This window comes from Chloroflexota bacterium (assembly GCA_016235055.1).
Taxonomy (GTDB): Bacteria; Chloroflexota; Anaerolineae; order JACRMK01; family JACRMK01; genus JACRMK01.
The window spans coordinates 1-14,620 of the sequence record JACRMK010000087.1; the positions used below are offsets into that span (position 1 = coordinate 1).

A 14,620-nucleotide genomic window follows, 5' to 3' on the forward strand; every position below is an offset into this window, starting at 1 on the left:
CCCTCCCAACTTCGTTGGGAGGGGGTCGGGGGGAGGGCAGCGCCACTTTTTCGGCGGGCCAGCTTGCGTGACAAGCGCCTGAGAGCCAGCGCATCGCAAGCGGCATTGGAAAGTACCCGTACAAAGCCAAATTGAGAATTGCTGGCCCGCATCCAGCGGTGTTGCCCCTGGACTCCGGCGGTGCTCTGCGGCCTCACGCCGCAGAGCGTTAACCGCCCGCTGGCCCGAAGCCAGCGGGCAACGCGCGGGAGTGACGACGTGGACGGCTGAATGGTCATGCGCCAAATCTCGTCCCCAATCTGAAATACACCCCCGTGAATAGGGCATCGGGCAATCACAAATCGAGGAATTGAACATCGGTTGGCCGTCCTGCGAGCGTCGGCACCGTTTACGGTTCACTGTTGAGTGCTCACGGTCCCGCCCTACCCGTTCGGGTAGTCCCGCTTGTGACAATTGTCACAAACAAGACGGGACATCCGTCACTCATCCCGGGATCGCAAATGCATATACTGAAGCATGACGGAATATTCGTATAAACGTATAAGCGCATTAGCGAATTGACACGTGGATTATGGATCGAAAACTTGAATCAGAAATCAACGCCCTGCACGCGCAGGTGTGCGCCGCCCTGGCCGAGCCGAAGCGGATCATGATCCTCTATGTGCTCGCTGACGGGCCGCAGAATGTCACCGACTTGTGCGCGGCGCTCGGCGCGCCGCAGCCGGCGGTCTCGCGGCATCTGAAAGTGTTGCGCGACAGCGGGTTGGTCACGGCGCGCCGCGACGGCATGAACGTCGTGTACACGCTGTCCAACCCGAAAGTTGTCAAGGCGCTCGACCTGCTGCGGCAGGTGCTCCACGAAAACCTGAAGCGCACCGCTTCGTTGCTCTCGGATCGCTCGTAGCGGTTGCGCCTCGTAGTCTCGCCGTTTGCGAAAGGGACCTTGCATGAAGAAGCTGTTGATCCTGGGCGCCGGCACGGCCGGCACCATGGTTGCCAACCGCCTGCGCCGACTGCTCGATACCAGCGAGTGGGCCGTTACGATCGTCGACCAGTTTGAAACGCACTACTACCAGCCGGGCTTCCTGTTCATCCCGTTCGGGATGTACAGCCGCAACGACGTGGTGAAGCCGAAGCGCGACTTCATCCCGGCCGGCGTGGAGTTCATCATGTCGCCGGTCGAGCTGATCGAGCCGGAGCACAACCGCGTCAAGCTCGTCAAGGACGGCCGCTATCTGAATTACGACTTTCTGGTGATCGCCACCGGCACGCGCACGCGCCCGGAGCAGACGCCGGGCCTGATGGAAGACGAGTGGCACAAGTCGATCTACGACTTCTACACCGTCGAGGGGGCCGTCGCGCTGTCGCGCCACCTGCGCAACTGGAAGGGCGGCCGCATGGTGCTGAACATCGTGGAGAACCCGATCAAGTGCCCGGTGGCGCCGCTCGAGTTCATCATGCTGGCCGATTGGTTCTTCCATGAGCACAACATGCGCGACCGTGTTGAATTGATCTACACCACGCCGTTGCCGGGCGCGTTCACCAAGCCGATCGCCTCCAAGCACCTCGGCGACATCCTGGACCAGAAGGGTGTCAAGGTCGTGCCGGAGTTCCAGATCTCGCACGTCGACGCCGCCGCAAAGAAGATCGTGTCATATGACGAGCGCGAGGAGCCATACGACTTGCTCGTCACGATCCCGCTCAACATGGGCGACGACCTGATCGCGCGCTCGGGCATGGGCGACGAGTTGAACTACGTTGCGGTGGACAAGCACACCTTTGTCTCGCCCAAGTACCCGAACGTCTTCGCGCTCGGCGACGCGGCCGCGCTGCCAACCTCGAAGGCCGGTTCCGTCGCACACTTCGCGGTTGACTGCTTCGCGGAGAACTTCCTGCGCTACGCCGACGGGATCGAGATGCTGCCGACGTTCGATGGCCACGCCAACTGTTTCATCGAGTCCGGGTTCGGCAAGGGGCTGCTGATCGACTTCAACTACGAGGTCGAGCCGCTGCCCGGCCGCTACCCGCTGCCGGGAATCGGCCCGTTCACGCTGCTGCAGGAGTCCGAGGCGAATCACTGGGGCAAGATGATGTTCCGCTGGATGTACTGGAACATCCTGCTCAAGGGCCAGGAAATGCCGCTGCCGGCGCGCATGAGCATGGCCGGCAAGTGGAAGTAGGAGGCGGCACTATGGACCCGACCATGGCGGAGTTGAAACAATCGATTGATGCGCTGACGGCGCAGGTGCAATACCTGACCGAGCAGGCGCAGGCCGCGCAGCGCGCGCGGCAGGACCGCGTCGAATTGATGCGCGACATGATGCCGATGGTCAATGACGGTTTCCGTCTGGCCACGGAGCAACTGGAGGAGGTGCAGGAGTACGTCGACCTGGGCGACCTGTTGCGGCTGGCCAAGCGCCTGCTGCGCAACGGTCGCAACCTGGAGGCGATGCTCGACCAGTTGGAAAGCGCGATGGATCTGCTCCAGACGGTTGGCCCGCTGACTGACGACATCTTCGCCCGCTCGGTCGACCTGCTCTCGGAGGCGGAGCGCAAAGGCTACTTTGCCTTCGCGCGTGGCGGGCTGCGCATCGCGGACAACGTCGTGACCTCGTTCAGCGAGGACGATGTGCACAAACTGGGCGACAATGTCGTGCTGATTCTGAATGTCGTCAAAGACATGACCAAACCTGAGATCATGAACTTCGTGCGCAGCACGCTGCTGGTGGCCGAAAAGGAAGTGGACAAGCCGGTCGACATGTCGCTGTTCGGCCTGCTCGGCCAGATGCGCGACCCGGCGGTGCGCCGCGGGCTGGCGCTGACCATGCGTGTGCTGCACGTCGTCGGGATGCAGGCAGAAAGCAAAGCCGCCTGACACGCGACCCAATCATCCGAACACGCAGTAACCCGAAACCGCACAAGGAGTATAGGAAATATGGCGACCAAGATAATTGCCGGCAAGACCGTGCAAGTGAACGATGAAGGCTTCCTCAGCAACCCGTCCGAGTGGACGAAAGAGATCGCGGCCGAGATCGCGAAGGAGGAGGGCGTCGGCGAGTTGACGCCGGCGCACTGGAAAGTGATCGACTTCTGCCGCACCGACGGCATCGCGTCGGGCAAGGCGCCGACGCTGCGCCGCATCACGACGATGGCCGGCGTCACGACTAAAGATATGTTCGCGCTGTTCCCGAAGGGCCCGGCCAAGAAAGTGGCGCGCATCTCTGGTCTCGGCAAACCCGAGGGCTGCGTCTAGCACCGGCATACCAGTCGAATCGAACATTCACGGCGCGCGACGCGCCGCCTACAGGAGAGCACTATGGCTAATAACGGCGATACCCGCAAAGTGGCGTTTATCTGCTCGAAGGGCAGCCTGGACATGGCGTACCCGGCGCTGATCATGGGCTGGGCGGCGCTCGGCAACGGCATCGACGTGACGATCTTCTTCACGTTCTGGGGACTCGACATGATCACCAAGAGTCGCATGAATAACCTTGAGCTCTCGCCGATCGGCAACACAAACATGAAGATGAGCGGCATCGGCATCCCGAACATCGTTTCAGTCCTGCCCGGCATGACGGCGGTGGCGACCGCCATGATGAAGAGCAAGATGACCGCCCTCGAGGTCCCGCCGGTCGGTGAATACCTTCAGATGATGGCGGACGCCGGCGCGAAGATGTATGGCTGCAAGATGACCGTCGACATGAACGGGCTGAAGAAGGAAGACTTTCCAGACTATGTGCTGGATGTGGTGACCGCCGCTGACTTCATGGACATGACGGCTGGCGCACAGATCATCTTCATCTAGCGCGGATTCACGAATAACCTGATACAGCTAGCGGCTGGCAGGGCGAAGCCGAGATTTCTCAGCTGCTGCGCAGCTTCGAAATGACAACACCGCACGCACTGTCATTTCGAAGGCACGCAGTGCCTGAGAAATCTTGCCAGCCGCACAGATCGCGCATCGGTATACTCCAGCAAACGCTCTAGCGCGAATTTTGCCCCCAGGCGGGTGTGATCAAACCCTCCACAGGCTCTCAAAGCCCGGAGGGTTTTCTGTTTTGGACGGTCAATTGTCATCGCAGGCAAAGGGCATTTGCACCTACCCTGCGCGTCCGTTATGCTTTAAGCTGTCAGGGTACGGGCTTGCGCCAGGCGGGTAACCGTGCGTGCAGCCAACCTGGGCGCTGTCTACAGACAGCGTAAGAGGACGGTGGCATGAACAAGAAATCAGCAACGATGAAAGATGCCTTGAGCCGTGAGCCGGTTACACCGGTGGAAAAAGCGTTCGTGGCCGACCGCGCCGGCGACGTGCTGATGTGGGAGCGCCAGCGGTTGGAGGTGCTCTTCGCGCCGAAATCGGTGGCCGTCATTGGGGCGACGGACAAGGCGGGTTCGGTTGGCCGCACGATTATCTACAACTTGATTACCAATCCGTTCGGCGGCACGGTTTATCCCGTCAATCCCAATCATAACGCCGTCCTCGGTGTGAAAGCGTACAAGAGCATCGCCGCCGTGCCCGATCCGGTTGACCTGGCTGTCATCGTCACGCCGGCCACGACCGTGCCGCAGGTCATGGCCGAATGCGTCGATTCGGGCGTCAAGGGCGCGATCATCATCTCCGCCGGCTTCAAGGAGGTGGGGGCGCAGGGCGCCGTGCTGGAGGCGCAGGTGCTGGAGCAGGCGCGGCGCGGCAAGATGCGGGTTATCGGGCCGAACTGTCTCGGCGTGATGCGTCCGTATACCGGCCTCAACGCGACGTTCGCGGCCGGCATGGCGCGGCCCGGCAACGTGGCCTTCATCAGCCAGAGCGGCGCGCTCTGCACCGCTGTGCTGGACTGGTCGTTTCGTGAGAACGTCGGGTTCAGCGCCTTCATTTCAATCGGCTCGATGCTCGACGTCGGCTGGGGCGATCTGATCGACTACCTCGGCGACGACCCGCGCACGCAGAGCATCGTCATTTACATGGAGTCGATCGGCGACGCGCGCGCCTTCATCTCGGCGGCGCGCGAGGTCGCGCTAAACAAGCCAATCATCGTCATCAAGGCCGGGCGCACGGAGGCGGCCGCCCGCGCGGCGGCCTCGCACACCGGCGCGCTGGCCGGCGCTGACGAGGTGCTCGACGCTGCTTTCCGTCGCTGCGGTGTGTTGCGTGTCAACAGCATCAGCGATCTGTTCTACCTGTCCGAAGTGCTGGCCAAGCAGCCGCGCCCGCGCGGCCCGCGCCTGGCGATCCTGACCAATGCCGGCGGCCCCGGCGTGCTCGCGACCGATGCGTTAATCGCCAGCGATGCGCAACTGGCGACCCTGTCGAACGAGACGCTGGCGGCACTCGACGGCATCCTGCCGGCCGCCTGGAGCCGCAACAACCCGGTCGACATCCTGGGCGATGCCGATCCGGCCCGCTACGCCAAGGCGGCCGAAATCGTCGCCAAGGACCTGAACAGCGACGGCCTGCTGGTCGTGCTGACGCCGCAGGCGATGACCCGCCCGACCGAGATCGCCGAGCAGATCAAAGGCTACGCGCACATCCCGGGCAAGCCGATCCTGGCCTCATGGATGGGCGGCGACGACGTCGAAGAAGGCGAGACGATCCTGAACCGCGCCAACATCCCGACGTTCGGATACCCCGATACGGCGGCGCGCATGTTCTCATACATGTGGTCGTATTCGGCCAACCTGCGCACCATGTACGAGACGCCGACGTTTGACGAGACGAGCTTCGCCATCAACCGCGCTGATGCGCATGCGATCATTGAGGGGGTGCGCAAGGCGCAGCGCACGCTGTTGAGCGAATACGAGTCGAAGCAGCTTCTGGTAGCCTACGGCATCCCGACCGTGGTGACGCGGTTAGCCAAAACAGTGGCCGAAGCGGTGACGCAGGCGGACGCGATCGGCTACCCGGTCGTGCTCAAGCTGCATTCGCTGACCGTGACGCATAAGACCGATGTCGGCGGCGTGCGCCTGAATCTGCCCGATGCAGCAGCCGTGCGCGCCGCGTTCGGCGCCATTCAGACCGCGGTCACGCAGGCGGCCGGCGCGGCCGCATTCGAGGGCGTGACGGTCCAGCCGATGGCCGGGGGCGACGCGGACGGCTACGAACTGATCGTTGGCTCCAGCCTTGACGCGCAGTTCGGCCCGGTGCTGCTGTTTGGTGTCGGCGGCCAACTGGTCGAGGTGTTCCGCGACAAGGCGCTGGCGCTGCCGCCGCTCAACACGACCCTGGCGCGGCGCATGATGGAGCACACGCGCATCTACCATGCGCTGCAGGGCGTGCGCGGGCGCAAGCCGGTCGACCTGGCGGCACTGGAGCAACTGCTCGTGCGTTTCAGTCAACTCGTCGTCGAGCAGCGCTGGATCAAGGAGATCGACATTAACCCGCTGCGCGCCTCGGCCGACGGCCTGCTGGCGCTGGACGCGCGCGTGGTGCTGCATCCGCCCGAGCTCTCCACCGATCAGTTGCCGCGGTTGTCCATTCGCCCGTACCCGTTGCAATACATGTCCGAGTGGAAGCTGAAAGACGGCTTGCCCGTCACGATCCGGCCAATCCGCCCGGAAGACGAACCGCTGATCGTCAAGTTCCACTCAACGCTCTCCGAGACAAGCGTCTACATGCGCTATTTCCACGTCATGCAGTTGAGCGCGCGCATTGCGCACGAGCGGCTGACGCGCATCTGCCACATCGACTATGACCGCGAGATGGCGCTGGTCGTGGACCGCAAGGACCCGCAGTCCGGCGAGCACCAGATCCTGGCGGTGGGGCGCCTGAGCAAGGTACACGGCACCAACGACTCGGAGTTCGCCATTCTGGTCAGCGATCCATGGCAGGGGCACGGGCTCGGCACCGAGTTGCTGCGCCGCCTGGTGCAGATCGGCCGCGACGAGAAGCGCGCGCGCATCGTCGCCGACATCCTGTCGGACAACCAGGCGATGCAGAGCGTCTCGAAGAAGCTCGGTTTCAAATTGAAGCGCTCGATCGGCGACCCGTCGTTCCGCGCAGTGCTCGAGTTGGAAGCCAGGGAGAAAGGCGCCGCCGCTTAGGGGCAATACCTCTCAAATAAGATATCGGCTGATAGCCACCATGCTTGATGTGATCTGGGCGACATGCGGGCGGTTCTCGACATCGCCGCGCCAATCCCCTTTTCCTCTCTCCCCCTCCCAGCGAAGCTGGGAGGGGGCTGGGGGGTGGGAAATCTCGCGACGAGCGTTGCACGTCAGCTTGTGCTAGAGCAAAGGGCAACTCCACTTCAAAAGCACAACTGCATTGTCGAGATCCGTGGCCCGCTATTTTAAAGGTATTGCGCTTAGGGGGTCAATCTGTCCCCCCGTTTTGGGGACAACTGTCACTGTCCGATTGGCCGCCGCCCAGCTATGATTTGCTCTAATTACCCGCTTGCGGGTAAAGCGCCCGGTTTGCGCGATCGTGCAGGCGGGCGCCGGTTGACCAGAAGGAGACTGCAACGCACGGGCCGCTGCTCGTCAGGCGGTGATCTATGAATGAACCCAAGCTGATTCTTGTACGGGACTGGATGACGCCCAATCCGGTGACGATCGGGCCGAAGAGCCGGCTGCCGCAGGCGCGCAAACTGATGCTGGAAAAGCGCATCCGGCGCCTGCTTGTCGTGGAGGGCGGGCGGCTGGTCGGTATTGTCACGCGCGGCGACATCCGCGAGGCCCAGCCGCCGGATGCTGAGCAGTTGACCCTGTACGAGTTGAATTTTCACACGACGACGATCACGATCGAAAAGATCATGACGCGCGACCCGCTCAAGGTGTCGCCGGACGCGCCGATCGTCGAAGCGGCGCGCTTGATGCTGGAATACAAGGTCGGCGGCCTGCCGGTCTGCGATGGCGGCAAACTGGTCGGCATCATCACCGATTCCGATCTGTTTCGCATGATCCTGCGCGAGATGAGCCCCAGCCTCGCGGCGGTTTGATTGGTGCATGCAGTAAACCAAAGGGCCTGGCGAGCGCATGCGCTCGCCAGGCCCTTTTTCTTTGCTCTCCCCGGTCAGTCGCCGAAGAATCGCAGCGCGTCGCGCGCGCGCGGCACCAGATTGCGCCAGGTATCGGCCTTGGTCAGCCGCTGGGCCACGCGCCTGGGGCGAAAGTAGAAGCGGCGGTACGCTTCGTGCCACTTGCGCTCCACCAGCGCCGGCTTGAGGTCGCCGATCTCAAAATGCGCGTGGTCGGACTGGATCGCTACGTCGCTCCAGTCTTTCGCAAATAGCGTGCCCTCGCGCTTGACCTGGTCCCACAACTCGGTGCCGGGATAGGGCGCGGCGATCATGAAGTTGGCCAGGTCGGGATCGAGCTCCAGCGCCAGCCGGATCGTCTGCTCCATCGTCTCTTCGTTCTCGCCCGGCATGCCGAAGATGAAGAAGCCCATCGTCTCCAGCTTCGCGGCGCGCGCCCAGCGGAATGCCGCGCGCACCTGCTCGAGCGTCTGGCCCTTCTTCACGACGCGCTTGAGGATCTGCTCGTCGCCGCTCTCGACGCCGAAGCCGACGCGCTTGCAGCCTGCTTTCTTCATCAACTGGAACAGCTCGGCGTCCGCATGGTTCACCTTCATGCCATGCACGGTAATCCACGGCACCTTGTTGAGCCCCATGTCGATCAGCCCGCGGCACAGTGCCTTCGCCCGCTTGAGGTCGAGGTTCCAGATGTCGTCGGTCATGCCGATTTCGGTGGCGTGATACTGCTCGACCAGCATCTTCCACTCCGCCAGCACGTTGTCCACGGCGCGCGGGCGCCAGGTGTTGCCGGTAATCGGTTTGGAGCAATACGTGCACTTGTACGGGCAGCCGCGCGACGTAACGATGGTGTAGGCGCGCGCGTGGCGGTCAAGTCCATCAGTCAGCGGCTGAAGGTTGGTGTAGCGGTCGATCTTAAACAGGTTGTAGGCGGGCAGCGGGATGGCATCGAGGTCGTCGGCCAGCGGGCGCGGCGCGGTGAAGTACAGTTCGCCGCTGGCCTGCCGGAAGACTAACCCGGCGATCGATTTGTATGCACCGTACTGGATCGGATCGCGGCCGGTGCGCTCCAGCGTCTGCATGAACTCGATAATCGTGCGCTCGGCCTCGCCCACGGCCACGAAGTCCACGGTGGGCTTGTGCGCCGATTCGTCGGGCATAAGCGTCAGGTGTGGCCCGCCCATGATCGTCAGCGCGCCATGGGACTTGGCGGTCTCGGCGGCCTTCCATGCTTCGTGAATCAGCGGCGTGGGCGACGAGATGCCGACGATATCGAACGGCTCGCGCGCCAGGCGGGCTTCCAGCGTCTCGGTCTCGACCGAGCCGTCGTAGATGTCGACTTGCGCATAGCCGCCGGCAACCAGTGCGCCGGCCAGGTAGCCGAGCCCGTTGTGGATGTGCGAGCGCGAGTTCCACGCGGGTGTTTCCGGTGAGACGAGAAGTATTCTCATAAAGCTATTATCGTGCAAGATTGTGGAAACCGAAAGTAATGTGCTGTGCGGCCATGGGCGTATGCGGCAGGTTATCCGCCCGATCGTTCAGGCATGGCTCCATACAAAATCACCGGGGCACGCGCAGCGCACGTGCCCCGGTCGATATTCTTGGGTGTGGCTGTCGCTTACTGCACGACGAGCGCCGTCACCATACCGAACATGCCGCGCGCCGATTCGGCGTGGGTCAGGATGTGGCAGTGGAAAGCCCACGGTCCCGCCGCGTTGCAGTCGATGATGACGTCATAGCGCTCGCCCGGGGCGACGTTCAGCACGTCGGCCATGTACGGGGCAGGTAGGGTCGCGCCGTCCTTGGTGATGACCTGCATCCAGAAGCCGTGCAGGTGCATCGGATGGATCAGCATGCCTTCGTTCATGAAGCGGACGCGCACTTTCTCGCCCAGCTTGGCCACGATCGCTCCGGTGCCGGGGAACGACCGCCCATTGATCGTCAGGCCGATGTTCGTGTCGTTCAGGATCATGGTGTAGTCGCTATCGAACTTCGGTTCCTTGCTCTTGTCCTTCGGCTCGATGATGAAGGCACCCAGCAAGCCCTTGGTCACCTGCTCGGCCGCGTTGTGGTGCGAGTGGTACATGTGGCTACCGGTGTTCTTGGCCACGAACTCGTACGTGTATGTTTCGCCCTTTCGGATGACCGTTGGTTGGTTCACGTAGCCAACGCCATCCATTGCATTGGGCACATGCACGCCATGCCAGTGGATCGTGGTACTCTCGGTCATCATGTTCTTGACGATAAACCGGAGTTTGTCGCCTTCGGTCACACGGATTTCCGGACCGGGCACGATGCCGTTGTACGCCTGGGCTTTGAGCTTTTCGCCGGGGCGCGTTTCCCACTCGATATCCTGGCAAGTGATCTCGAAGACCTTCGTGTCGCCGTCCATCTTGAAAGGCATCTTCGGCGGCCAGAAGATCTTGTTGTTGGCGGCCAAGTTCGCGAGATATTCATCAACTACTTTCTTGTGCGCAACATCCATTTCCTCGGGCGTGGGGCCGGACTGCGAGTCGACGGCCGACGGTGTGCCGCCCATACCGCTGTCCACGACCTTCGGGGCCGGCGGTGGGGGGGTGCCCGGGCTGCAAGCCGCCATGCCCAAGCCGAGTCCGGCGATGCCCGCGGCGCTCAAAAACTGCCGGCGATTGAACTTTGGTTCTGTGCTCACTCTGCGTTTTCTCCTTCAGAAGATGGTTTGATGACACCGCGGATGGCGTCCACCAACCGCTCGGATTCAATCCCTTTGTCGAGAATCTGTCGCACACCCATGCGCCGCAATTCCATCTGCATGACGGTGTCGCTGAATGCCGTCAGCACGATCACGGCCATCTGCGGCGCAAGCTGGCTAACCGCCAGCAGACCATGGCCATCAGGCATAATCGGGTCGATCAACAGCACATCGGGTCTGGCCTCGGCGACCAACTCCAGCACACGCTCGCTGGTTGCCGCCTCCCCGACGACTTCGAATCCCGACTCGCGCGCCAGGCGGGCGCGAACCTGCATGCGTACATTCTGATGACCATCGGCCAGCAGAATTCGAATTGGGTGCATAAAGCTATGCCGCATTATACGTAGTCAGCGATACGCATGTAAGTGGCACCTGTCATGCCGAGCATGTGACAAATGTCATAGTTTGAGGCAATGTGCAGACATCGCGGGCACGCTCAACCAGCGCGCGGTACGCAGGATTTCGACACAGAGTTACAAAGGCTCAAGAAAAATCTTGCATTCCGCTCGGTGAGCGCACCGGCACAGCGACTGCGGTCGGGGCGGGACGCGGGCGGGAGCGGGTTGCCGCCCGACTGACCGGAGGATTGGTCGGCACGACAGAGGAAGGCGTGCTGTGAGGGGTGTCGTCGGCGGACAAACACGACACGACACAACGGATGCACCGCGCACGATGAGTCGAGTCAGCGGTGGAACGGCTACTTCGGCGTTTCTTCCATGGTCAGCGGCACGCGGAGGCTCAGCCGCGTGCCGCCGCGCTCACGCAGCTCGACGCGCGCCTCGCCGCCGAGATTGCTGGCACGCTCGCGCATATTGCCTAGCCCGTAACCGCGCTCCTCGTCCAGCCGCACCGGGTTGATGCCCTGCCCGTTGTCGTCCACAGTCATCAGCAGATGGCCGTCGTCGCCGTGCACGCCGATTTCGACCGCCGTGGCGCGCGCGTGCTTGCGGACATTGGAGAGCGCTTCCTGGGCAATGTGAAGTATCTCGACCGTCTGCTCGGCCGACAGCACCGACAGATCGGTGTTGTCAAAGGCGACCGACACATTCAAGAACGAGTTGGCGCGCATATCGCGGGCGAGCTCTTCGAGGCCGCGGCGCAGGTCGCGCCCCTGGAAGCGCTGCGGACGCAATTCGAGAATATAGTTGCGGATGTCGCGGATGACGTCGTTGAGTCCGTGGATGGCCCGCTTGATGCTCTCGCCGGCCTCGGCCGGCTCGTTCCCGGCGCGCAGTTGGGCATCTTCCAGCATCAGGCCGATGGCGTAAATCGACTGGATGATGCCGTCGTGCAGGTCCATGCCGAAGCGCTCACGCTCCTTCATGATTGCCAGTTGCTGGGTCTGGCGGTAGAGCTGCGCGTTTTCGACCGCGATAGCGGCCTGCGTGGCGAACATCTCAACGATCTGCTGGTCGTGGTCGTCAAATACCGTGTACGAATGGCCATCGTCGTGCGCGCCGGCCATCTTGTCCGTCAGATAGAGGTCGCCGATTACACGCCCCTTGGACATGATCGGCACGCCGAGCAGCGAGTGCATTCGCGGATGGTGGGGGGGGAAGCCGCTCGCGCGGGCGTCGCGGCTCAGGTCAGGCAGGCGCAGCGGCTTCGCCTCACGGATGATGACGCCGAGCAGTCCGTGCCCGGTGGGCGGTTGTCCCATCCGGCCGCGCTGCTCGGCTGTGACGCCCGACGTGATGAACTGGTCGATGGTCTCGCCGTCCTCGCTGAGCACGCCCAGCGCCGCGTAGCGGGCATTGACCAATTGCCGGCTCAGATCCACCACGCGCTGGAGCACGGCGGCCAGATCGAGTTCGGTTGTCAGGAACAGTCCGGCTTCATGCAGCGCGCGCAACTGCTCTGTGCGCCGGCGAATTTCCGCCTCGCGCTGCTCGACGACGCGGAAAATGAGCGTCGAGAATACCGCCGCGCCCGTGCCGATGACCACCAGCGCGAAGATGTCGCCGGCCAGTGTGCGCGTTTCATCGAACAACTCGGTGCGCGACACCAGCACGAGCAGCCAGAAGATGACCGGCCCCAGGATGCCGATCCATTTTAGGCGCGAGTTGCTCATGAACGACGTGACATACGCTCCGTGAATTGCGGGACAAATGCCCCATGACAGATACGTATTGCGTCCGCATCAGTCCTTAAGGCGCCGGAATAACGTGTGCTATAATTAGCCGTGTCTGTCTAGCTTTCATTATATTGACAGACCAGACCGAGGTCAACCGTATGAAGATGAAGATCCTGCTGGTGGACGACCATGAGGTCGTGCGGCTGGGCCTGAAGGCCCTGTTGTCGCGCTACCCGGGCTTTCAGGTCGTCGCCGAGGCGGGGAATGCCAGTGAAGCGTTGTCGCGGGTGGATCAGTACCGGCCCGATGTCGTGGTAATGGATATTCGCCTGCCCGGTCGCAGCGGTATCGAAGCGACGCGTGATATCGTTCACAAGTTTCCGGGTACGAAGGTCATCATGCTGACGTCCTATGCCGAGGACGACTTACTGTTCGATGCGATTGCCGCCGGCGCGGCCGGCTATGTGCTCAAGCAGATCGGCTCCGGCGAGTTGGTGCGCGCGCTCGAGACGGTCGGTCGCGGCGAGTCGCTGATCGACCCGACGCTGACGCAGAAGGTCTTCCAGCGCGTGCGCGACGCATCGCGCAAGGCGGAGGATGAGGCGTTTGCCGAGTTGAGCAACCAGGAGCTTAAGATCCTTTCGCTGGTCTCCGAAGGCAAATCCAACAAGGCCATTGCGGAAGCGATTTACCTGAGTGAGAAGACTGTTCGCAACTACGTCTCCTCAATTCTAAGCAAGCTGCATCTCTCGACGCGCGCGGAGGCGGCGGCATACGCCGTGAAGCACCGCGTGCAGGACCATCTGCCCACCGACTAACCGCAGGCGGGGCAGACGGCAAGGCAACTTTAAACGCGCGACGCATTGCATACGTCGCGCGTTCGCATCGGCCGGGGCAACAAAGCGCAAAAGGCTATGGCGCGTTCAGCGAGGCATCATGCGACTGGCACTCCTTTCTGACATACATGGCGATCTGGTCGGGTTACAGGCGGCCCTCGCCTGCATCGACCAGCAGGGCGGCGTCGACGCGGCCTATGCGTTGGGCGACATGGTGGGCGGCGGGACCGACAGCGGCCGCATCCTTGATCTGCTGGTCGCGCGCGGCACGCAGATGGTGCGTGGCAACTGGGAGGAGTTCGTTCTCGACATCGAGGCGTCCATCCACCGGGCCAGCAAGCCGGATTTGGCGCGCCGGATGGTTGCCGAGGCGCGCGCCGGCCTGACGAGCAATCACCTCGCGCTCATGGCGAGCCTGCCGTATGACTTGATTGTCGAGCCGGAGCCGGGACGCCGGGCGTATCTTTGCCATGCGGCGCCGGGCAACCCGCACAGTCCGACCTGCCGCCCCGATGTGCCGGCCGATACGCTGCGCAAGGTGTACGGCGGCGTGGACGCCGACCTGGTCGTGTACGGGCATAATCATGGGCATCATGTGATACCGCTCGACGGCAAATTGCTGGTGAACGTCGCCAGCGTCGGCCTGCGCGACGATGGCTTGACTGCGCTGACCTTTGTCGATTATGCCGGGAACTGGACGGTGCGCCAGTGGCTGGTGCCATGCAAACGCGCGATCAGCAACCAGCAACTAGCGACTAGCAACTAGCGACTAGCGACTAGCGATTAGCAACTAGCGACTAGCGACTAGCGATTAGCAACTAGCGACTAGCGACTAGCGACTAGAAAGCAGGCTGCCGCCCGTGCTGACAGTGTATGGACCGGAGACATGGTTTACACTCGTTCGGGGACATAGGTTACATGGCCAGTGGTGCTGTGCGTGCGTAGATTGAGGCTGCCCAGCGCATGCTGGCAGAAATACACGTGCCACTCGTCCTCCGCCAGCAGACGC

The 14,620-nt window shown here is 62.6% G+C and carries 12 protein-coding genes and 1 pseudogene; 9 read left to right on the forward strand and 4 right to left on the reverse strand.

The annotated features are described in order from the left end of the window. Positions 1-571 precede the first annotated feature (571 nt). From HZB53_20695 to HZB53_20725, 7 genes are all read left to right on the forward strand, one after another. Complete coding sequence (locus tag HZB53_20695) at positions 572-904, forward strand: helix-turn-helix transcriptional regulator (protein ID MBI5880076.1); 333 nt, start codon at positions 572-574, stop codon at positions 902-904. Positions 905-947: 43 nt separating this feature from the next. Continuing rightward, positions 948-2,180 (forward strand): NAD(P)/FAD-dependent oxidoreductase, encoded by a 1,233-nt coding sequence (locus HZB53_20700; protein MBI5880077.1) that lies wholly within the window; start codon positions 948-950, stop codon positions 2,178-2,180. 11 nt (positions 2,181-2,191) lie between these two features. Then, entirely contained in the window at positions 2,192-2,875 is a 684-nt protein-coding gene (locus HZB53_20705; protein ID MBI5880078.1) for a DUF1641 domain-containing protein, read from the forward strand. Positions 2,876-2,935: 60 nt separating this feature from the next. Next, positions 2,936-3,253, forward strand: a complete 318-nt coding sequence (locus HZB53_20710; protein MBI5880079.1) for a TusE/DsrC/DsvC family sulfur relay protein — start codon at positions 2,936-2,938, stop codon at positions 3,251-3,253. Between the two features lie 63 nt (positions 3,254-3,316). Then, complete coding sequence (locus tag HZB53_20715) at positions 3,317-3,805, forward strand: DsrE/DsrF/DrsH-like family protein (protein ID MBI5880080.1); 489 nt, start codon at positions 3,317-3,319, stop codon at positions 3,803-3,805. Positions 3,806-4,215: 410 nt separating this feature from the next. Continuing rightward, positions 4,216-7,038 carry a bifunctional acetate--CoA ligase family protein/GNAT family N-acetyltransferase gene (locus tag HZB53_20720; protein ID MBI5880081.1) on the forward strand — a complete coding sequence of 941 codons (2,823 nt, stop codon included), beginning with the start codon at positions 4,216-4,218 and terminating at the stop codon, positions 7,036-7,038. Positions 7,039-7,508: 470 nt separating this feature from the next. Then, positions 7,509-7,934 (forward strand): CBS domain-containing protein, encoded by a 426-nt coding sequence (locus HZB53_20725; protein ID MBI5880082.1) that lies wholly within the window; start codon positions 7,509-7,511, stop codon positions 7,932-7,934. Positions 7,935-8,008: 74 nt separating this feature from the next. Here HZB53_20725 and HZB53_20730 read toward each other — a convergent pair whose 3' ends face one another. From HZB53_20730 to HZB53_20745, 4 genes and pseudogenes are all read right to left on the reverse strand, one after another. After that, on the reverse strand, positions 8,009-9,421 hold the full coding sequence (locus HZB53_20730; protein ID MBI5880083.1) for a radical SAM protein: 1,413 nt from the start codon (positions 9,419-9,421) through the stop codon (positions 8,009-8,011). Positions 9,422-9,588: 167 nt separating this feature from the next. Then, positions 9,589-10,626 (reverse strand): annotated as a pseudogene (locus HZB53_20735) (multicopper oxidase domain-containing protein). Between the two features lie 11 nt (positions 10,627-10,637). After that, on the reverse strand, positions 10,638-11,024 hold the full coding sequence (locus HZB53_20740; protein ID MBI5880084.1) for a response regulator transcription factor: 387 nt from the start codon (positions 11,022-11,024) through the stop codon (positions 10,638-10,640). Positions 11,025-11,398: 374 nt separating this feature from the next. Then, a complete protein-coding gene (locus HZB53_20745) occupies positions 11,399-12,772 on the reverse strand; it encodes a GAF domain-containing sensor histidine kinase (protein ID MBI5880085.1) in 1,374 nt (457 codons plus the stop codon). 161 nt (positions 12,773-12,933) lie between these two features. Between HZB53_20745 and HZB53_20750 the strand changes: the two genes are divergently transcribed. Together HZB53_20750 and HZB53_20755 are read left to right on the forward strand one after the other, a co-directional pair. Next, complete coding sequence (locus HZB53_20750) at positions 12,934-13,593, forward strand: response regulator transcription factor (GenBank protein ID MBI5880086.1); 660 nt, start codon at positions 12,934-12,936, stop codon at positions 13,591-13,593. A gap of 118 nt (positions 13,594-13,711) precedes the next feature. Beyond that, positions 13,712-14,377, forward strand: a complete 666-nt coding sequence (locus HZB53_20755) for a metallophosphoesterase family protein (protein ID MBI5880087.1) — start codon at positions 13,712-13,714, stop codon at positions 14,375-14,377. Positions 14,378-14,620: the final 243 nt, after the last annotated feature.